Source organism: Bacillus cereus G9842 (assembly GCF_000021305.1).
Classification (GTDB): Bacteria; Bacillota; Bacilli; order Bacillales; family Bacillaceae_G; genus Bacillus_A; species Bacillus_A thuringiensis_S.
On sequence record NC_011772.1, the window covers coordinates 240001 to 262500 of the forward strand.

Consider the following 22500-nt stretch of genomic DNA (forward strand, 5'->3'; position numbering starts at 1 on the left):
CTTATCGTAAAGGCTGAGCTGTGATGGGGAAGCTCCTTATGGAGCGAAGTCTTTGATTCCCCGCTGCCAAGAAAAGCTTCTAGCGAGATAAAAGGTGCCTGTACCGCAAACCGACACAGGTAGGCGAGGAGAGAATCCTAAGGTGTGCGAGAGAACTCTGGTTAAGGAACTCGGCAAAATGACCCCGTAACTTCGGGAGAAGGGGTGCTTTCTTAACGGAAAGCCGCAGTGAATAGGCCCAAGCGACTGTTTAGCAAAAACACAGCTCTCTGCGAAGCCGTAAGGCGAAGTATAGGGGGTGACACCTGCCCGGTGCTGGAAGGTTAAGGAGAGGGGTTAGCGTAAGCGAAGCTCTGAACTGAAGCCCCAGTAAACGGCGGCCGTAACTATAACGGTCCTAAGGTAGCGAAATTCCTTGTCGGGTAAGTTCCGACCCGCACGAAAGGTGTAACGATTTGGGCACTGTCTCAACCAGAGACTCGGTGAAATTATAGTACCTGTGAAGATGCAGGTTACCCGCGACAGGACGGAAAGACCCCGTGGAGCTTTACTGTAGCCTGATATTGAATTTTGGTACAGTTTGTACAGGATAGGCGGGAGCCATTGAAACCGGAGCGCTAGCTTCGGTGGAGGCGCTGGTGGGATACCGCCCTGACTGTATTGAAATTCTAACCTACGGGTCTTATCGACCCGGGAGACAGTGTCAGGTGGGCAGTTTGACTGGGGCGGTCGCCTCCTAAAGTGTAACGGAGGCGCCCAAAGGTTCCCTCAGAATGGTTGGAAATCATTCGTAGAGTGCAAAGGCATAAGGGAGCTTGACTGCGAGACCTACAAGTCGAGCAGGGACGAAAGTCGGGCTTAGTGATCCGGTGGTTCCGCATGGAAGGGCCATCGCTCAACGGATAAAAGCTACCCCGGGGATAACAGGCTTATCTCCCCCAAGAGTCCACATCGACGGGGAGGTTTGGCACCTCGATGTCGGCTCATCGCATCCTGGGGCTGTAGTCGGTCCCAAGGGTTGGGCTGTTCGCCCATTAAAGCGGTACGCGAGCTGGGTTCAGAACGTCGTGAGACAGTTCGGTCCCTATCCGTCGTGGGCGTAGGAAATTTGAGAGGAGCTGTCCTTAGTACGAGAGGACCGGGATGGACGCACCGCTGGTGTACCAGTTGTTCTGCCAAGGGCATAGCTGGGTAGCTATGTGCGGAAGGGATAAGTGCTGAAAGCATCTAAGCATGAAGCCCCCCTCAAGATGAGATTTCCCATAGCGTAAGCTAGTAAGATCCCTGAAAGATGATCAGGTTGATAGGTTCGAGGTGGAAGCATGGTGACATGTGGAGCTGACGAATACTAATAGATCGAGGACTTAACCATATAATATGTAGCAATGTTATCTAGTTTTGAAGGAATATGCCTTCATAGTTTGGTGATGATGGCAGAGAGGTCACACCCGTTCCCATACCGAACACGGAAGTTAAGCTCTCTAGCGCCGATGGTAGTTGGGACCTTGTCCCTGTGAGAGTAGGACGTCGCCAAGCTATTTATATCATCGCGGGGTGGAGCAGTACGGTAGCTCGTCGGGCTCATAACCCGAAGGTCGCAGGTTCAAATCCTGTCCCCGCAACCAAATGGTCCCGTGGTGTAGTGGTTAACATGCCTGCCTGTCACGCAGGAGATCGCCGGTTCGACCCCGGTCGGGACCGCCATTTTATATAAAGAAAAGAACGAAACAAGTTGTTTCGTATTTTTTTATTTGTTTTAACAAAAAACTAATAAAGACAGTCAAACTATCCTTAGGACAACTCCTAAGGACTTTTTTATATATTCAAAACCTGTATAATAAAGAGCAGAGAACATTGTGAGTAAAGTAGGTGAAGTCTGTGAGCAAATATGAAGTAACAACAAAATCTTCTGCGGAAACACAAAGATTATCAGAAAAACTAGGTGAACTCGTAGAGGCACAAGATGTAATTATTTTAGAAGGAGATCTTGGAGCTGGTAAGACGACTTTTACAAAGGGACTAGCAAAAGGTCTTGGAGTGAAAAGAGTTGTAAATAGTCCTACCTTTAATATTATTAAAGAATATAAAGGAAGATTACCGCTATATCATATGGACGTGTATCGCTTAGCAGAAAGCGAAGAGGACTTAGGCTTTGATGAGTATTTCTACGGTGAAGGAATTACGGTAGTGGAATGGGCTCATTTAATAGAAGCATATTTACCGAATGAAAAGTTACAAATTAGTTTATTCCATGCGGGAGATGACACAAGAAAAATTATACTCGAGCCAATTGGAGATCGCTATATTAGATTATGTGAGGAGCTATTACAAGATGAAAGTACTAGCAATTGATACTTCAAATTACGTAATGGGTGTATCCCTTATTGAGGAAGGAAAAGTGATTGGGGAAATCATTACAAATTTGACGAAAAACCATTCTGTACGTCTTATGCCAGCTGTAGAGCAACTGTTAAAAGAATGTGGTGTAAAACCGAAGGAATTAACTAAAATCGTTGTAGCTGCTGGACCTGGATCATATACAGGTGTTCGCATAGGCGTGACAGCGGCAAAAACATTAGCTTGGTCACTTCAAATACCAATTGTAGGTGTATCAAGTTTAGAGGTAGTAGCTGCAAACGGTGCTAACTTTAATGGATTAATTTGTCCTTTATTTGATGGAAGGCGTGGGCAAATCTATACTGGATTATATACATACGAAGGAGAGCAGTTAACTTCAATAGAAGAAGACCGAATTATTCTTATTGTAGACTGGTTGCAAATGTTAAAAGATAAAGGACAGCCTGTTTTATTTATCGGTAATGATGTTAAATTGCATAAAGAAACAATTATAGAATATTTAGGTGATCAAGCTGTATTCGCTCCTTTTACTAAAAATAATCCAAGACCAAGTGAGCTAGCATTTTTAGGATTACAAAAAGAAGAACATGATGTGCATACGTTTGTTCCGAGCTATCTTCGTTTAGCTGAAGCTGAAACAAAGTGGTTAGAAAGTCAAAACAAGTAGGGGCCTTGCAGAAGATGGATATGATATTTAGAAAGATGGAACTTGATGATATTGCTCAAATTGTAGCTATTGAAGAAGTATCTTTTTCAACTCCTTGGACTGCAGATGCTTTTCACCGTGAATTAACGATGAATGAACATGCACATTATATTGTGTTAGAAAAAGATGGTCGTGTAATCGGGTATTGTGGATTGTGGATAATTATTGATGAATCACATATAACAAATATAGCTATTTTGCCAGAATACCGAGGTCAAAAGTTAGGAGATGCCTTATTGAAAGCAGTTATTTCAGAAGCGAAAGAACTAGGGGTAAAAACAATGACGCTTGAAGTACGTGTATCAAATGAAGTAGCAAAGCAGTTATACAAAAAATATGGATTTCAAAATGGTGGAATTCGTAAACGATACTATGCAGACAATCAGGAAGATGGTCTTGTAATGTGGGTGAATATATAATGGAAAAAAATACGATTATACTTGGGATTGAAACGAGCTGTGATGAAACAGCGGTAGCGGTTGTTAAAAATGGGACGGAAATTATTGCGAATGTCGTTGCATCACAAATTGAAAGTCATAAACGTTTTGGCGGCGTTGTACCAGAGATTGCATCCCGTCATCATGTAGAAGAAATTACAGTTGTGTTAGAAGAAGCTTTAAAAGAAGCAAACATAACATTTGATGATATTGATGCAATCGCTGTAACAGAAGGGCCTGGTTTAGTAGGAGCACTTCTAATTGGGGTAAATGCAGCGAAGGCAGTAGCTTTTGCACATGATATTCCGCTAGTCGGTGTTCATCATATTGCTGGTCATATTTATGCGAACCGTTTAGTAAAAGAAGTGCAATTCCCGCTATTATCACTTGTTGTATCTGGTGGGCATACAGAACTTGTTTATATGAAAGAACATGGTTCATTTGAAGTAATTGGTGAAACGCGAGATGATGCAGCTGGAGAAGCATATGATAAAGTAGCTCGTACGTTATCTATGCCATATCCAGGTGGTCCTCATATTGATCGCCTTGCACATGAAGGAGAACCAACAATTGATTTGCCTCGTGCATGGCTAGAACCGGATTCATATGATTTTAGCTTTAGTGGATTGAAATCAGCAGTTATCAACACTGTGCATAACGCGAAACAACGTGGTATAGAAATTAAACCAGAAGATTTAGCGGCAAGTTTCCAAGAAAGTGTAATAGATGTACTTGTAACGAAAGCAGCTCGTGCAGCAGCAGCTTATAATGTAAAGCAATTACTTCTTGCTGGTGGAGTAGCTGCTAATAAAGGACTTCGTGCCCGATTAGAAGAAGAATTTGCAAAAAAAGAAAACATTGAACTAATTATTCCACCGCTATCTTTATGCACAGATAATGCAGCAATGATTGCAGCGGCAGGGACAATTGCGTATGAACAAGGCAAGCGTGCAACATTAGCCTTAAATGCGAATCCAGGATTAGATATTGAAGCATAGTTATGCACATAATTAACCACAGCTTGTGGATAAAACCCATGTTATCTGTTGATAATGTGGGTTTTATTGTGTATATAAAGTGTTGATAACTTTTTCGTTGGCTGTGGGTAATGTGGAAAAGTTGGTTTAATAGTTATTTTATAAAGGTGGATATGTGTATAAACTTGTGGATAAACTAGATGAAGTCTGACCTTTGAGTGTATTGTTTTTCGGGAAATAAAAAGCAAGAAGATATCCCCGAAAAACATTTTTTAATATCCCTCCATTATAGAGGGTGCTGATATTGTCAATCCTTGTCGGTAAATCGATATTTCGTGTCGAATCGTTTATGTATATAGGGTTACGATAGATGTATTTGAAAAATCGTTGATATATCCAAAAAATTATTTATGTACTTAAAGAAAAAAGATGTCGCATAGTCAAAAATCATGACTGATGAGACATCTTCCTTATTTAAATACTCTTATACATGCAGCTCTTCCCACTCTGCCATACAAGTTTCAAGCTGTTCTTGTAGCGTTTGTTTTTTAGTTGTAATTTCACTAGCTTTTTCATAATCTGCATATATTTCTGGTAAGCAAAGTTGATCTTCTAACGTAGCAATTTCTTCTTCTAAGTTTACGATATTTTGTTCTAGCTCTTCAATTTTTCGAGTGCGTTGACGTTCTAATTGTTTACGCTCTTTTCCTTCGAGATAATTTAATTTTTCTTGAGCTACAGTTTTTTGAACAGGTGCCTGATTTTCTTGCTGTTCTTGTTGTTCAAATGCTGCACGTTCAATCATTTCATTTTTCTTCTCCACATAGTAATCGTAATCCCCTAAATATTCCTGTGCGCCTTCTGTTGATAACTCAACCACAGTCGTTGTTACACGGTTAATAAAGTAGCGGTCATGTGAGACAAATAGAAGAGTCCCTGGATAATCAATTAAAGCATTCTCTAAAATCTCTTTACTATTTAAATCAAGGTGGTTCGTAGGCTCATCCAGAATTAATAAATTTGACTTTTGCATCATAAGTTTCGCAAGAGCTAATCGAGCTTTTTGTCCACCACTAAGGGAAGATACTGGTTTCAGTACATCATCTCCTGTGAATAAAAAATTCCCGAGTATAGTACGGATTTCTTTTTCAGGTTGCAGTGGATATTCATCCCATAGTTCATTTAAAACCCGTTTAGAAGATGTTAAATTTGCTTGTTCTTGGTCATAATAGCCAACAGATACATTTGATCCGAAAGAAACATTACCATTTAATAGTGGTAACTTATTCACAATAGATTTTAATAATGTGGATTTCCCAATTCCGTTTGGACCAACTAAGGCAACACTATCTCCGCGAGTTAAGCGCATAGTTACGTGTTCAATTATAGGGTCCTCCTCATAGCCGATGGTTGCATCTTTTACTTGTAAAACATCATTTCCACTTTGCTTTTCAATATCGAAGTGGAATGATGCTGACTTAGAATCCCCTAATGGTCTCGTTAATAATTCCATTCTGTCTAGTTGTTTACGGCGACTTTGAGCACGTTTCGTTGTAGAAGCGCGAGCTATATTCTTTTGAACGAAGTCCTCAAGTTTTGCGATTTCATCTTGTTGTTTTTCGTAACGTTTCATTTCTTGATCATATAATGCTGATTTTAAGTCTAAATATTTACTGTAGTTACCAACAAATCGTCTGCTTTCTTTATTCGAAATTTCATATACTTGTGTAACGAGTTTGTCTAAGAAATAACGGTCATGGGAAACGATTAATATTGCGCCAGGATAACCTTGTAAATATTGCTCAAGCCATGTTAATGTTTCAATGTCTAAATGGTTTGTAGGCTCGTCCAAAATAAGTAAGTCTGGTTTTGTTAATAATAATTTCCCGAGAGCTAATCTTGTTTTTTGCCCGCCACTTAAAGTAGAGATCGTCGTCTGGTGTGTTTCAACTGGGAAGCCAAGGCCGCTTAAAATGGAGCGAATATCCGCTTCGTATTGATATCCACCTTGATCTTTATAATTGAGTTGCAATTGGTCATAATCAGCTAACAATCTTTCATATATAGCTTCGTTTGAAAAGTTTTCTTCTTTTCCCATTTCTTGCTCAAGCTTTCGAAGTTTTGTCTCCATTTGCTGTAAGTGGGTAAAGACGGTTAGCATTTCATCCCAAATTGTTAAAGACGTTTCTAGGCCAGTATTTTGAGCTAAATACCCGATTGAGACATCTTTCGGTTTTATAATTTCGCCACCATCATGTGATAACTCACCAGCGATAATTTTTAATAATGTAGATTTTCCAGCTCCATTCCTTCCAACTAATGCGATACGATCTTTTGTTTGTACTTCCAATTTTATGTTTGCAAGAATTGTTTCTGCACCGTATAATTTCGAAAGTCCATTTACTTGTAATAAAATCAATGTTCTCACCTCAAATAATTTCTTAACTTTGCCATGTTTATATTTCTCAATCATACTAAAAATAGTGTATAGTTTAAAATAAAGAGAGAATACTTCTTCTCTTTATTATACAAGGAATTTAATGAGTGCTAAACTTCTGTATTTGATTAAAGTATATGAATAAAGATAGGAAGAGAGGAGAGGTCATATGGATCAGCAAAAGATTCCACAAGCCACTGCTAAAAGATTGCCTCTATACTATCGATTTATCCAAAACTTATCTCTTTCTGGTAAGCAGCGTGTTTCATCGGCCGAATTGAGTGAAGCGGTAAAAGTAGATTCCGCAACAATACGAAGAGATTTTTCGTATTTTGGAGCATTAGGGAAAAAGGGATATGGATATAACGTAAATTATTTATTATCATTTTTCCGCGAAACACTTGATCAAGATGATATAACGCGTGTAGCACTTATTGGAGTAGGTAATTTAGGGACCGCTTTCTTACATTATAATTTCACGAAAAACAATAATACAAAAATTGAAATGGCATTTGATGTTAGTGAAGAGAAAGTTGGAACAGAAATCGGGGGCATTCCTGTATATCATTTAGATGAATTAGAAGAGAGATTATCAAATGATATACAAGTGGCAATATTAACAGTACCGGCTACAGTAGCACAAGCTGTAGCAGATAGATTAGCTGAAACGAGCGTGCACGGTATTTTGAATTTCACACCAGCACGATTAAACGTATCAGAGAATATTAGAATTCATCATATTGATTTAGCTGTAGAGTTACAAACATTAGTTTACTTTTTGAAAAACTATCCACAATAAAACGCAGAGGAAGCGACCTCTGCGTTTTATTATTGTTTCTTCTTTGTGAATTTAACTAATATAAGGCGAAGTGCCAAATTAAAATCAATTGTTGCCATAACTGCAAATAGTATTGTCCACACATTCCAGATTGTATCTGTCACGTTCGTAATGGCGAAGCGTGTAAAGATACATCCAAGAAGGAAGTATAGTGCAGCCATGAACAATGGTGAGTTTCTCATACAAAAAATCCTCCGATAAATCCTTGCATTTTTTCAGCTTCTTTAATCATTTCTTGAATTTGCTCATTGCTCATAAAAATTTGCCCAATAGCGACTAATGTATTCATCGCAACATGAGCTGCAATAGGAACGATAATGCGCTTCGTCTTCACATATAAGAAGGCGAATACGAGCCCCATAGCAGTGTATACCAATAAGTGAGTAAAATCAAAATGAATTGCTGCGAATACAAGTGAACTAATGATAGCTGCAATAAAGAAGTTGAACTTCTTATAAAGTGCACCGAATAGAATTTTTCTAAATACGATTTCTTCTAAGATAGGTCCGATTATAGATACAACAATAAGGAACCAAGGAGTAGTTCGTGCAATTTCCATCAGTTTCATTGTATTTTCTGAACCTTGTTTAATTCCTAGTAGCTGCATCTCGATCATACCGGCAACTATTTGTGAAAAGAAAGCTAAGAATAATCCGATGAAAATCCACCCAATTGTAGCTGGAACAGAAGAGCGCGTTGCATCTAAATGTCTGTCGCGAATATCTGTTCTAAGTAACCAAAGTACGATACATAATGCAACAAAGAAGCTAATAATTGCCCAGTGTCCCATTATGATTTGTCCTTTTTCCTCAATGGTAAATCCTCTATTATCATAGAGTCCTGTTTTTAGGAGAAGTGGTAATCCAACAGCGCCAGATAATTGCATTAAAATGTATGTAACGATAATCCACCAGTATTGTTTCTTCAAATGGTTTAACCATCCTTTCTAACTCTAGTGTATGAGATGAGGTAGGATAACATGTAAATATGTTATCTACGATATAAACTTTCATTCGAATTATGATTTTTTTGTAAATACGTATTTTAAATTAAAGTAGGAGACAGGAAAAAGTTGTACGTTTAGCGAAAACAACTTAGGGTGTCTTTCATATTGTAACATACGAGTAGGGGAAACAACGATTCATATAGTAGAGGCAGTATTCTATATAGAAAGTTTATATAGTAATTTGCGAAAAAATTATGATTTTTTTACTTGCAAAAGAAATTGAGATTATTTATTATTATAAGTGTGTTAGCACTCGGGTGACTTGAGTGCTAATAAATAAAATTTACATAACAAAATGAGGAGGTTATTGTTCATGCTAAAGCCATTAGGTGATCGCGTTGTAATTGAGCTTGTTCAAGCAGAAGAAAAAACAGCAAGTGGTATTGTATTACCAGACACTGCAAAAGAAAAACCACAAGAGGGTAAAGTTGTTGCAGTAGGTACTGGTCGAGTGCTTGAAAATGGTGAGCGTGTTGCTTTAGAGGTAGCAGCAGGTGATCTTATCATCTTCTCAAAATATGCAGGTACTGAAGTGAAATATGAAGGTACAGACTACTTGATTTTACGTGAAAGTGACATTTTAGCAGTTATCGGTTAATTATATAAATCTTAAAAAAATCCAAGGGGGTCAATTATTATGGCAAAAGATATTAAATTTAGTGAAGAAGCACGTCGTTCGATGCTTCGCGGTGTCGACACTCTTGCAAACGCAGTAAAAGTAACGCTTGGACCAAAAGGTCGTAACGTTGTACTTGAGAAAAAATTCGGTTCACCACTTATTACAAATGATGGTGTAACAATCGCAAAAGAAATCGAATTAGAAGATGCATTCGAAAACATGGGTGCGAAATTAGTAGCAGAAGTTGCTAGCAAAACAAATGATGTAGCTGGTGACGGAACAACAACTGCAACTGTATTAGCGCAAGCTATGATTCGTGAAGGTCTTAAAAACGTAACAGCTGGTGCTAACCCAATGGGTCTTCGTAAAGGTATCGAAAAAGCTGTTACTGCTGCAATTGAAGAATTAAAAACGATTTCTAAACCAATCGAAGGCAAATCTTCTATCGCGCAAGTAGCTGCTATTTCTGCAGCTGACGAAGAAGTAGGTCAATTAATCGCTGAAGCAATGGAGCGCGTTGGTAACGATGGCGTTATTACTTTAGAAGAGTCTAAAGGATTCACAACAGAATTAGACGTAGTAGAAGGTATGCAATTTGATCGTGGATATGCATCTCCTTACATGATTACTGATTCTGACAAAATGGAAGCAGTTCTTGATAACCCATACATCTTAATTACTGACAAAAAGATTTCTAACATCCAAGAAATCTTACCAGTATTAGAGCAAGTGGTACAACAAGGTAAACCACTTCTTATCATTGCTGAAGATGTAGAAGGCGAAGCTTTAGCTACATTAGTAGTGAACAAACTTCGTGGTACATTCAACGTAGTAGCTGTTAAAGCTCCTGGATTTGGTGACCGTCGTAAAGCAATGCTAGAAGATATCGCAATCTTAACTGGTGGCGAAGTAATCACTGAAGAATTAGGTCGTGACTTAAAATCTGCTACAGTTGAATCTTTAGGACGCGCTGGTAAAGTTGTTGTTACAAAAGAAAACACAACTGTAGTTGAAGGTATTGGAAATACAGAGCAAATCGCAGCTCGTATCGGTCAAATCCGTGCGCAATTAGAAGAAACAACTTCTGAATTCGATCGTGAAAAATTACAAGAGCGTCTTGCTAAACTAGCAGGTGGCGTAGCGGTAATTAAAGTAGGTGCAGCAACTGAAACTGAGTTAAAAGAGCGCAAACTTCGCATTGAAGATGCACTTAACTCAACTCGTGCAGCAGTAGAAGAAGGTATCGTTGCAGGTGGTGGTACTTCACTTATGAACGTATACACGAAAGTAGCTTCTATCGTAGCTGAAGGCGACGAAGCAACAGGTATCAACATCGTACTTCGCGCACTAGAAGAGCCAGTTCGTCAAATCGCAATCAACGCTGGTCTAGAAGGATCTGTAGTTGTAGAGCGTCTAAAAGGCGAAAAAGTAGGCGTTGGTTTCAATGCAGCTACTGGCGAATGGGTTAACATGCTTGAGTCTGGTATCGTAGATCCAGCTAAAGTAACTCGTTCTGCACTTCAAAACGCAGCATCTGTTGCAGCTATGTTCTTAACAACTGAAGCTGTAGTAGCTGACAAGCCAGAACCAAATGCACCAGCAATGCCTGACATGGGCGGCATGGGCATGGGCGGTATGGGCGGAATGATGTAATTCCGTTTGCCCTAAAAAACATCCATTTCTATATAGAAATGGATGTTTTTTTATGTTTTTTAGAAAAGGAAATGAATTTCTGTAGAATTTTGTCGCTTTCTCTCTTGACCATATAGATACTTCATTGTTAGAATCTAGGAAGATAATATAAAACGATCCTTCATATATCCTCAATGATATGGTTTGAGAGTCTCTACCGGGTTACCGTAAACAACCTGACTATGAAGGCAGTGTGTCTTATATTTATAAAGAGCGGAGACTATCTTTCTTTATAAAGCCAGACCCCTGCCTTTTCTTTGTTATGAGACTAGAGGCGGAGGACTGGCTTTTTTTATTATATTAGTAATGCTTTTCGCCAAATTGGTGAAAATATTTATATACGAGAACTAACGTTGGGGTGATTATTTTGAAGAAGCAACACGATACAATTATCGTTTTAGATTTTGGAAGTCAATACAATCAGTTAATAGCACGTCGAATTCGTGAGTTCGGTGTATACAGTGAACTTCATCCACATACAATTACTGCAGAAGAAATTAAAGCAATGAATCCAAAAGGGATTATTTTCTCTGGTGGACCAAATAGCGTATACGGTGAAGGTGCATTACATTGTGATGAAAAAATCTTCGAACTAGGATTACCGATTTTCGGTATCTGTTACGGTATGCAGCTTATGACACAACACTTCGGTGGTAAAGTAGAGCGTGCCAACCACCGTGAGTACGGAAAAGCTGTTCTTAAAGTAGAGAACGAATCAAAATTATATGCGAACCTTCCAGAAGAGCAAGTTGTATGGATGAGCCATGGCGACTTAGTAACTGGTTTACCTGAAGGATTTGTAGTAGACGCAACAAGTGAGTCTTGTCCAATTGCTGGTATGAGCAATGAAGAGAAAAACTTATACGGTGTACAATTCCACCCAGAAGTACGTCACTCTGAGCACGGTAACGATTTAATTAAAAACTTCGTATTCGGTGTATGTGGTTGTTCTGAAGGATGGAACATGGAGAACTTTATCGAAGTAGAACTAGAGAAAATTCGTGAAACTGTTGGAGACAAAAAAGTACTATGCGCACTTAGCGGCGGTGTAGACTCTTCTGTTGTAGCAGTATTAATTCATAAAGCAATCGGCGATCAATTAACATGTATTTTCGTTGACCATGGTTTACTTCGTAAAGGTGAAGCGGAAGGCGTTATGAAAACATTCAGCGAAGGCTTCCACATGAACGTTATTAAAGTGGATGCACAAGAACGTTTCATGAACAAGTTAAAAGGTGTAGAAGATCCAGAACAAAAACGTAAAATCATTGGTAATGAATTCATTTACGTATTTGATGATGAAGCTTCTAAATTACAAGGTATGGACTTCTTAGCACAAGGTACACTTTACACAGACATCGTTGAAAGTGGTACAGCAACTGCACAAACAATTAAATCTCACCATAACGTTGGTGGACTTCCAGAAGACATGCAGTTCAAATTAATTGAGCCTTTAAATACGTTATTTAAAGATGAAGTACGTGTATTAGGATCTGAACTAGGAATTCCTGATGAAATCGTATGGCGTCAACCATTCCCAGGTCCTGGTCTTGGTATTCGTGTATTAGGTGAAATCACAGAAGAGAAATTAGAAATCGTTCGTGAATCTGATGCGATTTTACGTGAAGAAATTATTAAAGCAGGATTAGACCGCGAAATCTGGCAATACTTCACTGCGCTTCCTGGCATGCGTAGCGTAGGTGTTATGGGTGACGAGCGTACTTACGATTACACAGTAGGTATCCGTGCAGTAACATCTATTGACGGTATGACAGCTGACTGGGCACGTATCCCTTGGGACGTACTAGAGAAAATCTCTGTTCGTATCGTAAACGAAGTAAAACACGTTAACCGTATCGTGTATGATGTAACGAGTAAGCCACCAGCAACTATTGAGTGGGAATAGTATTGTAATAAAAAAGATCCATCTATCATTCATGAATAGATGGATCTTTTTGTTTTTACCATTAATACGAACGAAAGTATAAAAGTTTATAAAAATGTTCGTTTTTAAATTGACAAAAGTGCCTATGCGAGTTAATATGAGTATGTAATTCAAACGAAAAGTGAATATTATGCCGTCGTATAATATCGGGGATATGGCCCGAAAGTTTCTACCTAGCTACCGTAAATGGCTTGACTACGAGGCGTTTGTATAAAGATGAGGGGAAACTTGTCTTTGTTTATAGAACGCTTCCATGTATATATGCAATGGAAGCCTTTTTTATTTCTCGGGATAAAAGAGGGCTAGGGGAAATACGGCGAGTAATCATATAACGGGGGAAACGTAGGATGAAACGCTATTTTCAGTTTGATGAGCTCGGTACGAATTATAAGACTGAGTTCATAGCAGGGTTAACGACATTTCTATCTATGGCTTACGTACTATTTGTCAATCCTGCTACGCTGTCGCTTGGAAATGTTAAAGGGTTACCAGCAGGTACAGGGATGGATCCAGGTGCAGTATTCGTTGCTACGGCATTAGCGGCAGCGATCGGTTCGTTAATTATGGGTATTTTCGCGAAGTATCCAATTGCTTTAGCGCCAGGTATGGGAATTAACGCGTTCTTTGCTTATACAGCAGTGTTAACGATGGGGATTCCATGGCAAACGGCCATTGCCGGAACATTAATGTCAGGTATTATCTTTATTATTCTTACTGCTTCAGGTATTCGTGAAAAAATCATCAATGCAATTCCATCGGAGTTAAAGTTTGCAGTAGCAGCAGGTATCGGATTGTTCATTGCATTTCTTGGATTCCAAAATGCCGGAATTATCGTGAAAAATGATGCTGTTCTTGTTGGGTTGGGGGACTTAACAAAGGGCACAACGTTACTAGCAATCTTCGGGGTTGTTACGACAATCATCTTTATGATTAAGAAAGTTAATGGTGCAGTATTTTACGGTATGATTCTTACAGCGATCTTAGGGGTAGCAACAGGATTAATTGATACTCCGAAAGCTGTATTGGGAGCAATACCGAGCCTAGAACCAACGTTCGGTGCTGCGTTAACGCACTTTGGAGATATTTTCACTGTTCAAATGGGTATTGTTATTATAACGTTCTTCTTTATCGATTTCTTTGATACAGCAGGTACGCTTGTAGCGGTTGCGAATCAAGCTGGATTAATGAAGAACAATAAATTACCACGTGCAGGAAAAGCATTATTTGCAGATGCGATTGCAACTGTAATTGGTGCAATCTTGGGTACATCAACAACAACGTCTTACATTGAGTCTTCTGCAGGGGTAGCAGCAGGAGGACGTTCTGGATTTACAGCAGTTGTAACAGCAGGATTCTTCTTACTGGCATTATTCTTCTCGCCATTACTAAGTGTTGTAACGCCAGCTGTAACGGCACCAGCTTTAATTATTGTAGGAATCTTGATGGTTTCTTCCTTAGGGGAAATTGATTGGAAGAAATTCGAGATTGCAGTGCCAGCATTCTTTACAATTATCTCTATGCCACTTACGTATAGTATCGCAACTGGGATTGCGATTGGATTTATCTTCTATCCAATTACAATGGTTGTGAGTGGTCGTCGTAAAGAGGTTCATCCGATTATGTATGTTATGGGAGTTTTATTTGTACTATATTTCATCTACGTTCGTAAATAAAGTGAAACTTTAATCAGAGTGGGGGAAACCCCACCCTGATTATTAGTTGAACCAATCGGGCTTTTACGGGCAGTTGATCTGCCGCGTAACATCGTTGATTTGGGCAGTTTTTGAAGTGGGAGTCTTACTGCCCGTTAATGCGGGATAAAAGGGGTTTTTTAAAAGGTCTAGACTTAAGGGGAGTCTAGACCTTTTTTGCGTCTTCAGAAAATCTTAAGGATTTCCGAGCGTTTTTCTTCAGAAGTTTTCCTATAATAAAAGTTAGGGATTAAAAAAGTGATGGGGGAGATATTGTGGCACACGAAACAATACTTGTCGTAGATGATGAAAAAGAAATTCGAAATTTAATTACAATCTATTTAAAGAATGAAGGATATAAAGTATTGCAAGCAGGAGACGGGGAAGAAGGATTACGTTTACTAGAAGAAAATGAAGTACATCTAGTCGTATTAGATATTATGATGCCGAAAGTGGATGGTATTCATATGTGTATGAAAGTAAGGGAAGCGAAAGAGATGCCTATTATTATGCTTTCTGCCAAAACGCAAGATATGGATAAGATTTTAGGATTAACAACAGGAGCAGATGATTACGTAACGAAGCCCTTTAATCCATTAGAGTTAATTGCACGAATTAAATCTCAGTTACGCCGTTATATGAAAATGAATGGTTTCGCTGTCCAAAATGAGGACGAGTTAGAAATTGGAGAGATGAAAATCAACATCTCGACCCATAAAGTTATTGTAGAGGGAGAAGAAGTGAAACTAACTCCGAGGGAATTTTCAATTTTAGAATTGCTAACTAGAAATCCAGGTATGGTGTTTAGTGCGGAGCAAATTTATGAAAAGGTGTGGAACGAACGATCTTTCCAGTCTGATAATACTGTAATGGTGCATATTCGAAAAGTGCGTGAAAAGATTGAGGAGAATCCAAGGAAACCTAGATATATAAAAACGGTATGGGGAGTGGGATATAAGATTGAAAAAGATATTTAATCCGTTTACTTACGTTCGGAAAATTCGAGAATTAATTGAAAAGATAATAAAGAGCGTGAAACGGAGTATAAGGATTCAACTTATTACGGCGTTTACTGCTTGTGCGTTATTAGGTCTCTTTGTATCAACGAAGATAGTAGCACCTATTTTTGAAGATGCTAGCCAACATGCCGAGATTAATTACAGAGATGGTATGGAGCAAATTAATCGTAAAGCTCAAAGTACAGCGGAAATGATGGTTGTTGAAAATAAATTAGATGCTGTACAAAACATGATAGAGCTAGAAAATGAGAATTTAGAGCAAGGGCATGATGCCTTTAAAATATTAGTTACTGACGAAAATGGTAAAGTTTTGTATAAAACGAAGCAAGCGCAAGAAGAACAAATTAATTTGCATAATACAATTCGTAATGCGACTTCATTTGCTATCAATTATTCAAATAATAATGATATTGAAAGGTCAAGAAAAGAGTTTATTACATTCTCGCCTATTACAATTGAAGGTAAGAACTTATATATGTTTGTAAGTGGGATTCCTCAAGGAGAGGTAGTGTACTATAAAGTAGAAGGACCATTCCCGTTTTTAATGGGTGTTCTTGTATTCATTTTCTCTTTCTTCTATATAACAAAGAGAAAGATGAAGCAGATTGAAGCAATGGCACAAGGTGTAAAGGAAATAGAAAGAGGTAACTTAGCGTACCGCATTGAGAAAAAAGGTGAAGATGAGATTGCGTCTTTAACTGAGAATATTAATAATATGGCGGAAGAGCTTATGAATAATATAGAAAAGGAACGTAAATTAGAAAAGCAGAAAAATGAGCTTATCACAAATGTATCTCATGATTTGCGTACACCACTTACTTCTATTATGGGTTACTTACGATTACTTCGAGATTCTAAATATGAAAATAAAGAACAACATGATGAGTATACAAGAATTGCTTTTGTAAAGTCGGAGCAGTTAAAGAATTTAATAGAAGATTTATTTGAGTATACGAAGTTAACAAATGAACAAGTTGTATTAGAAAAACAAGAAGTATGTGTAAATGAGTTGCTTGAGCAATTAATAGAAGAGTTAGTACCGCAGGCGGAAGAACATGGACTTACGTTTGTTAAGAAGTTTCCTGAGGAACGTACTTATGCATCGATTGATTCGGAAAAGATGGTTCGTGTATTTGATAATTTACTAATGAATGCGATTAAGTACAGTAAAGATGATGGAGAGATAAAAGTTTCTCTTCAAAGGCAGCGTAGGGATATACAAATTGTAATTGCGAATCATAGTGAAGAGTTTACGAGAGAAGAGTTAGTGAATTTGTTTGAACGTTTCTATAAGAAGGATCAATCTCGAAGTAGAGTAACGGAAGGATCGGGACTTGGCTTAGCGATTGCGAAAAGTATTGTTGAGTTGCAAGGTGGTAGTATTCGAGCGGAATATAGGGATGGTATTATTCAATTTATCGTCTCTTTACCAATTATAGAAAAATAATAAATGAATAGAATGATATGTGATAAAAAGGCTTATTTTAAAAGAAATAAGCCTTTTTATATTTTTTATAAAAACATATTGACGATTAGAGATTAGAGGTGTAATATAGAACAAGTCGCCGATGACAATAACGTCGCAAGCGACAAATGAAATGAAAAACTTAGTTGACATTGAAAGATGAAGATGTTAACATAAGGAAGTCGCAAATGAGCGACTAAGTAGTTCTTTGAAAACTGAACGAAACAAACAACGTGAAACGTCAATTTTTATTTTTAGATGCTAGACAAACTAACTTTATTGGAGAGTTTGATCCTGGCTCAGGATGAACGCTGGCGGCGTGCCTAATACATGCAAGTCGAGCGAATGGATTGAGAGCTTGCTCTCAAGAAGTTAGCGGCGGACGGGTGAGTAACACGTGGGTAACCTGCCCATAAGACTGGGATAACTCCGGGAAACCGGGGCTAATACCGGATAACATTTTGAACTGCATGGTTCGAAATTGAAAGGCGGCTTCGGCTGTCACTTATGGATGGACCCGCGTCGCATTAGCTAGTTGGTGAGGTAACGGCTCACCAAGGCAACGATGCGTAGCCGACCTGAGAGGGTGATCGGCCACACTGGGACTGAGACACGGCCCAGACTCCTACGGGAGGCAGCAGTAGGGAATCTTCCGCAATGGACGAAAGTCTGACGGAGCAACGCCGCGTGAGTGATGAAGGCTTTCGGGTCGTAAAACTCTGTTGTTAGGGAAGAACAAGTGCTAGTTGAATAAGCTGGCACCTTGACGGTACCTAACCAGAAAGCCACGGCTAACTACGTGCCAGCAGCCGCGGTAATACGTAGGTGGCAAGCGTTATCCGGAATTATTGGGCGTAAAGCGCGCGCAGGTGGTTTCTTAAGTCTGATGTGAAAGCCCACGGCTCAACCGTGGAGGGTCATTGGAAACTGGGAGACTTGAGTGCAGAAGAGGAAAGTGGAATTCCATGTGTAGCGGTGAAATGCGTAGAGATATGGAGGAACACCAGTGGCGAAGGCGACTTTCTGGTCTGTAACTGACACTGAGGCGCGAAAGCGTGGGGAGCAAACAGGATTAGATACCCTGGTAGTCCACGCCGTAAACGATGAGTGCTAAGTGTTAGAGGGTTTCCGCCCTTTAGTGCTGAAGTTAACGCATTAAGCACTCCGCCTGGGGAGTACGGCCGCAAGGCTGAAACTCAAAGGAATTGACGGGGGCCCGCACAAGCGGTGGAGCATGTGGTTTAATTCGAAGCAACGCGAAGAACCTTACCAGGTCTTGACATCCTCTGAAAACCCTAGAGATAGGGCTTCTCCTTCGGGAGCAGAGTGACAGGTGGTGCATGGTTGTCGTCAGCTCGTGTCGTGAGATGTTGGGTTAAGTCCCGCAACGAGCGCAACCCTTGATCTTAGTTGCCATCATTAAGTTGGGCACTCTAAGGTGACTGCCGGTGACAAACCGGAGGAAGGTGGGGATGACGTCAAATCATCATGCCCCTTATGACCTGGGCTACACACGTGCTACAATGGACGGTACAAAGAGCTGCAAGACCGCGAGGTGGAGCTAATCTCATAAAACCGTTCTCAGTTCGGATTGTAGGCTGCAACTCGCCTACATGAAGCTGGAATCGCTAGTAATCGCGGATCAGCATGCCGCGGTGAATACGTTCCCGGGCCTTGTACACACCGCCCGTCACACCACGAGAGTTTGTAACACCCGAAGTCGGTGGGGTAACCTTTTTGGAGCCAGCCGCCTAAGGTGGGACAGATGATTGGGGTGAAGTCGTAACAAGGTAGCCGTATCGGAAGGTGCGGCTGGATCACCTCCTTTCTATGGAGAATTGATGAACGCTGTTCATCAATATAAGTTTCCGTGTTTCGTTTTGTTCAGTTTTGAGAGAACTATCTCTCATATATAAATGTATGTTCTTTGAAAACTAGATAACAGTGTAGCTCATATTTTTTTAATTTTAGTTTGGTTAAGTTAGAAAGGGCGCACGGTGGATGCCTTGACACTAGGAGTCGATGAAGGACGGGACTAACGCCGATATGCTTCGGGGAGCTGTAAGTAAGCTTTGATCCGAAGATTTCCGAATGGGGAAACCCACTATACGTAATGGTATGGTATCCTTACCTGAATACATAGGGTATGGAAGACAGACCCAGGGAACTGAAACATCTAAGTACCTGGAGGAAGAGAAAGCAAATGCGATTTCCTGAGTAGCGGCGAGCGAAACGGAACATAGCCCAAACCAAGAGGCTTGCCTCTTGGGGTTGTAGGACATTCTATACGGAGTTACAAAGGAACGAGGTAGACGAAGCGACCTGGAAAGGTCCGTCGTAGAGGGTAACAACCCCGTAGTCGAAACTTCGTTCTCTCTTGAATGTATCCTGAGTACGGCGGAACACGTGAAATTCCGTCGGAATCTGGGAGGACCATCTCCCAAGGCTAAATACTCCCTAGTGATCGATAGTGAACCAGTACCGTGAGGGAAAGGTGAAAAGCACCCCGGAAGGGGAGTGAAAGAGATCCTGAAACCGTGTGCCTACAAATAGTCAGAGCCCGTTAATGGGTGATGGCGTGCCTTTTGTAGAATGAACCGGCGAGTTACGATCCCGTGCAAGGTTAAGCTGAAGAGGCGGAGCCGCAGCGAAAGCGAGTCTGAATAGGGCGTTTAGTACGTGGTCGTAGACCCGAAACCAGGTGATCTACCCATGTCCAGGGTGAAGTTCAGGTAACACTGAATGGAGGCCCGAACCCACGCACGTTGAAAAGTGCGGGGATGAGGTGTGGGTAGCGGAGAAATTCCAATCGAACCTGGAGATAGCTGGTTCTCCCCGAAATAGCTTTAGGGCTAGCCTTAAGTGTAAGAGTCTTGGAGGTAGAGCACTGATTGAACTAGGGGTCCTCATCGGATTACCGAATTCAGTCAAACTCCGAATGCCAATGACTTATCCTTAGGAGTCAGACTGCGAGTGATAAGATCCGTAGTCAAGAGGGAAACAGCCCAGATCGCCAGCTAAGGTCCCAAAGTGTGTATTAAGTGGAAAAGGATGTGGAGTTGCTTAGACAACTAGGATGTTGGCTTAGAAGCAGCCACCATTTAAAGAGTGCGTAATAGCTCACTAGTCGAGTGACTCTGCGCCGAAAATGTACCGGGGCTAAATACACCACCGAAGCTGCGAATTGATACCAATGGTATCAGTGGTAGGGGAGCGTTCTAAGTGCAGTGAAGTCAGACCGGAAGGACTGGTGGAGCGCTTAGAAGTGAGAATGCCGGTATGAGTAGCGAAAGACGGGTGAGAATCCCGTCCACCGAATGCCTAAGGTTTCCTGAGGAAGGCTCGTCCGCTCAGGGTTAGTCAGGACCTAAGCCGAGGCCGACAGGCGTAGGCGATGGACAACAGGTTGATATTCCTGTACCACCTCTTTATCGTTTGAGCAATGGAGGGACGCAGAAGGATAGAAGAAGCGTGCGATTGGTTGTGCACGTCCAAGCAGTTAGGCTGATAAGTAGGCAAATCCGCTTATCGTAAAGGCTGAGCTGTGATGGGGAAGCTCCTTATGGAGCGAAGTCTTTGATTCCCCGCTGCCAAGAAAAGCTTCTAGCGAGATAAAAGGTGCCTGTACCGCAAACCGACACAGGTAGGCGAGGAGAGAATCCTAAGGTGTGCGAGAGAACTCTGGTTAAGGAACTCGGCAAAATGACCCCGTAACTTCGGGAGAAGGGGTGCTTTCTTAACGGAAAGCCGCAGTGAATAGGCCCAAGCGACTGTTTAGCAAAAACACAGCTCTCTGCGAAGCCGTAAGGCGAAGTATAGGGGGTGACACCTGCCCGGTGCTGGAAGGTTAAGGAGAGGGGTTAGCGTAAGCGAAGCTCTGAACTGAAGCCCCAGTAAACGGCGGCCGTAACTATAACGGTCCTAAGGTAGCGAAATTCCTTGTCGGGTAAGTTCCGACCCGCACGAAAGGTGTAACGATTTGGGCACTGTCTCAACCAGAGACTCGGTGAAATTATAGTACCTGTGAAGATGCAGGTTACCCGCGACAGGACGGAAAGACCCCGTGGAGCTTTACTGTAGCCTGATATTGAATTTTGGTACAGTTTGTACAGGATAGGCGGGAGCCATTGAAACCGGAGCGCTAGCTTCGGTGGAGGCGCTGGTGGGATACCGCCCTGACTGTATTGAAATTCTAACCTACGGGTCTTATCGACCCGGGAGACAGTGTCAGGTGGGCAGTTTGACTGGGGCGGTCGCCTCCTAAAGTGTAACGGAGGCGCCCAAAGGTTCCCTCAGAATGGTTGGAAATCATTCGTAGAGTGCAAAGGCATAAGGGAGCTTGACTGCGAGACCTACAAGTCGAGCAGGGACGAAAGTCGGGCTTAGTGATCCGGTGGTTCCGCATGGAAGGGCCATCGCTCAACGGATAAAAGCTACCCCGGGGATAACAGGCTTATCTCCCCCAAGAGTCCACATCGACGGGGAGGTTTGGCACCTCGATGTCGGCTCATCGCATCCTGGGGCTGTAGTCGGTCCCAAGGGTTGGGCTGTTCGCCCATTAAAGCGGTACGCGAGCTGGGTTCAGAACGTCGTGAGACAGTTCGGTCCCTATCCGTCGTGGGCGTAGGAAATTTGAGAGGAGCTGTCCTTAGTACGAGAGGACCGGGATGGACGCACCGCTGGTGTACCAGTTGTTCTGCCAAGGGCATAGCTGGGTAGCTATGTGCGGAAGGGATAAGTGCTGAAAGCATCTAAGCATGAAGCCCCCCTCAAGATGAGATTTCCCATAGCGTAAGCTAGTAAGATCCCTGAAAGATGATCAGGTTGATAGGTTCGAGGTGGAAGCATGGTGACATGTGGAGCTGACGAATACTAATAGATCGAGGACTTAACCATATAATATGTAGCAATGTTATCTAGTTTTGAAGGAATATACCTTCAATAGTTTGGTGATGATGGCAGAGAGGTCACACCCGTTCCCATACCGAACACGGAAGTTAAGCTCTCTAGCGCCGATGGTAGTTGGGACCTTGTCCCTGTGAGAGTAGGACGTCGCCAAGCAAGCTTAAGACGAGTCAGAATGACTCGTCTTTTTTGTGTTTTGTAACTTTTTTTCAAAGCTAATTACATATCTATATAAGTTTTATTCGATTTCTTTCGTGATTTTTGATATGTAATTTAAGATTTTCTATTTTATTTCTTAAAGATAAAATTCACCAGTGTGTTAAAATAGTACAGTTGTTTTTTTGATGTACTTTAATATAAGAAGATTTAAGTTAGAAAAGGAGATAATATGAAAAGGATAGGTAT

General features: G+C 40.9%; 15 protein-coding genes, 2 tRNA genes, 5 rRNA genes and 2 riboswitches (2 of these 24 cut by a window edge). Of the genes, 19 read left to right on the forward strand and 3 right to left on the reverse strand.

The features are described 5' to 3' along the window. The 8 genes from BCG9842_RS01350 to tsaD all read left to right on the forward strand — a co-directional run. A 23S ribosomal RNA gene (locus tag BCG9842_RS01350) occupies positions 1-1372 on the forward strand; it begins 1550 nt to the left of the window's first position. A gap of 48 nt (positions 1373-1420) precedes the next feature. Further along, positions 1421-1536, forward strand: a 5S ribosomal RNA gene (gene rrf, locus BCG9842_RS01355). Positions 1537-1548: 12 nt separating this feature from the next. Further along, positions 1549-1625: transfer RNA gene (locus BCG9842_RS01360), tRNA-Met, on the forward strand. Positions 1626-1628: 3 nt separating this feature from the next. Further along, a tRNA-Asp gene (locus BCG9842_RS01365) sits at positions 1629-1704 on the forward strand. 174 nt (positions 1705-1878) lie between these two features. Continuing rightward, a complete protein-coding gene (gene tsaE / locus BCG9842_RS01370) occupies positions 1879-2352 on the forward strand; it encodes a tRNA (adenosine(37)-N6)-threonylcarbamoyltransferase complex ATPase subunit type 1 TsaE (protein ID WP_000049640.1) in 474 nt (157 codons plus the stop codon). Then, entirely contained in the window at positions 2333-3025 is a 693-nt protein-coding gene (gene tsaB, locus BCG9842_RS01375) for a tRNA (adenosine(37)-N6)-threonylcarbamoyltransferase complex dimerization subunit type 1 TsaB (protein WP_000865746.1), read from the forward strand. Before tsaE ends, tsaB begins: the two co-directional genes overlap by 20 nt. 14 nt (positions 3026-3039) lie before the next feature. Further along, positions 3040-3483 carry a ribosomal protein S18-alanine N-acetyltransferase gene (gene rimI / locus BCG9842_RS01380; RefSeq protein ID WP_000367207.1) on the forward strand — a complete coding sequence of 148 codons (444 nt, stop codon included), beginning with the start codon at positions 3040-3042 and terminating at the stop codon, positions 3481-3483. After that, on the forward strand, positions 3483-4499 hold the full coding sequence (tsaD, locus tag BCG9842_RS01385) for a tRNA (adenosine(37)-N6)-threonylcarbamoyltransferase complex transferase subunit TsaD (RefSeq protein WP_000414591.1): 1017 nt from the start codon (positions 3483-3485) through the stop codon (positions 4497-4499). Before rimI ends, tsaD begins: the two co-directional genes overlap by 1 nt. Before the next feature lie 463 nt (positions 4500-4962). On the opposite strand, the gene BCG9842_RS01390 is transcribed toward tsaD, so the two are convergent. Then, positions 4963-6897, reverse strand: coding sequence for an ABC-F family ATP-binding cassette domain-containing protein (locus BCG9842_RS01390; protein ID WP_000602173.1), 1935 nt, complete (start codon positions 6895-6897; stop codon positions 4963-4965). A 187-nt stretch (positions 6898-7084) separates the two neighbouring features. Between BCG9842_RS01390 and BCG9842_RS01395 the strand changes: the two genes are divergently transcribed. Then, the gene (locus tag BCG9842_RS01395; protein ID WP_000372699.1) at positions 7085-7714 is read left to right on the forward strand and encodes a redox-sensing transcriptional repressor Rex; all 630 of its coding nucleotides are present in this window, start codon (positions 7085-7087) and stop codon (positions 7712-7714) included. Between the two features lie 29 nt (positions 7715-7743). On the opposite strand, the gene BCG9842_RS01400 is transcribed toward BCG9842_RS01395, so the two are convergent. Continuing rightward, complete coding sequence (locus BCG9842_RS01400) at positions 7744-7935, reverse strand: YdiK family protein (protein WP_001246204.1); 192 nt, start codon at positions 7933-7935, stop codon at positions 7744-7746. Then, positions 7932-8681, reverse strand: a complete 750-nt coding sequence (locus tag BCG9842_RS01405; RefSeq protein ID WP_000745315.1) for a CPBP family intramembrane glutamic endopeptidase — start codon at positions 8679-8681, stop codon at positions 7932-7934. The genes BCG9842_RS01400 and BCG9842_RS01405 overlap by 4 nt, the downstream gene beginning before the upstream one ends. 391 nt (positions 8682-9072) lie before the next feature. Here BCG9842_RS01405 and groES point away from each other — a divergent pair, with 391 nt between their 5' ends. From groES to BCG9842_RS01455, 10 genes are all read left to right on the forward strand, one after another. Beyond that, complete coding sequence (groES, locus tag BCG9842_RS01410) at positions 9073-9357, forward strand: co-chaperone GroES (RefSeq protein WP_000917311.1); 285 nt, start codon at positions 9073-9075, stop codon at positions 9355-9357. A gap of 39 nt (positions 9358-9396) precedes the next feature. Further along, positions 9397-11031, forward strand: coding sequence for a chaperonin GroEL (gene groL, locus BCG9842_RS01415; RefSeq protein WP_001029992.1), 1635 nt, complete (start codon positions 9397-9399; stop codon positions 11029-11031). Between the two features lie 140 nt (positions 11032-11171). Next, positions 11172-11273: riboswitch (purine riboswitch) on the forward strand. Between the two features lie 164 nt (positions 11274-11437). Further along, the gene (gene guaA / locus BCG9842_RS01420; RefSeq protein ID WP_000743914.1) at positions 11438-12976 is read left to right on the forward strand and encodes a glutamine-hydrolyzing GMP synthase; all 1539 of its coding nucleotides are present in this window, start codon (positions 11438-11440) and stop codon (positions 12974-12976) included. Positions 12977-13131: 155 nt separating this feature from the next. Further along, a riboswitch (purine riboswitch) is annotated at positions 13132-13233 on the forward strand. A gap of 129 nt (positions 13234-13362) precedes the next feature. Beyond that, complete coding sequence (locus BCG9842_RS01425; protein WP_000833086.1) at positions 13363-14688, forward strand: NCS2 family permease; 1326 nt, start codon at positions 13363-13365, stop codon at positions 14686-14688. 293 nt (positions 14689-14981) lie between these two features. After that, a complete protein-coding gene (locus tag BCG9842_RS01430; RefSeq protein WP_000929886.1) occupies positions 14982-15683 on the forward strand; it encodes a response regulator transcription factor in 702 nt (233 codons plus the stop codon). After that, positions 15667-17172, forward strand: coding sequence for a sensor histidine kinase (locus BCG9842_RS01435; RefSeq protein WP_000719237.1), 1506 nt, complete (start codon positions 15667-15669; stop codon positions 17170-17172). The genes BCG9842_RS01430 and BCG9842_RS01435 overlap by 17 nt, the downstream gene beginning before the upstream one ends. Positions 17173-17466: 294 nt before the next feature. Beyond that, positions 17467-19018, forward strand: a 16S ribosomal RNA gene (locus BCG9842_RS01440). A gap of 146 nt (positions 19019-19164) precedes the next feature. Continuing rightward, a 23S ribosomal RNA gene (locus tag BCG9842_RS01445) occupies positions 19165-22086 on the forward strand. A 49-nt stretch (positions 22087-22135) separates the two neighbouring features. Beyond that, positions 22136-22251 (forward strand): 5S ribosomal RNA (gene rrf / locus BCG9842_RS01450). Together the 16S, 23S and 5S rRNA genes form the textbook arrangement of a ribosomal RNA operon. A gap of 232 nt (positions 22252-22483) precedes the next feature. Next, positions 22484-22500, forward strand: the 5' portion of a protein-coding gene (locus tag BCG9842_RS01455; protein WP_000821105.1) for an alpha/beta hydrolase. It continues 943 nt past the right edge of the window; only the first 17 of its 960 coding nucleotides appear in the window; it begins with the start codon at positions 22484-22486; its stop codon lies beyond the right edge, outside the window.

Coding starts and splice junctions, on each gene's coding strand:
- tsaB (WP_000865746.1), top strand. CDS start 2,333: ATGAAAGTACTAGCAATTGATACTTCAAATTACGTAATGGGTGTATCC.
- rimI (WP_000367207.1), top strand. CDS start 3,040: ATGGATATGATATTTAGAAAGATGGAACTTGATGATATTGCTCAAATT.
- tsaD (WP_000414591.1), top strand. CDS start 3,483: ATGGAAAAAAATACGATTATACTTGGGATTGAAACGAGCTGTGATGAA.
- BCG9842_RS01395 (WP_000372699.1), top strand. CDS start 7,085: ATGGATCAGCAAAAGATTCCACAAGCCACTGCTAAAAGATTGCCTCTA.
- BCG9842_RS01400 (WP_001246204.1), bottom strand. CDS start 7,935: ATGAGAAACTCACCATTGTTCATGGCTGCACTATACTTCCTTCTTGGA.
- groES (WP_000917311.1), top strand. CDS start 9,073: ATGCTAAAGCCATTAGGTGATCGCGTTGTAATTGAGCTTGTTCAAGCA.
- groL (WP_001029992.1), top strand. CDS start 9,397: ATGGCAAAAGATATTAAATTTAGTGAAGAAGCACGTCGTTCGATGCTT.
- BCG9842_RS01425 (WP_000833086.1), top strand. CDS start 13,363: ATGAAACGCTATTTTCAGTTTGATGAGCTCGGTACGAATTATAAGACT.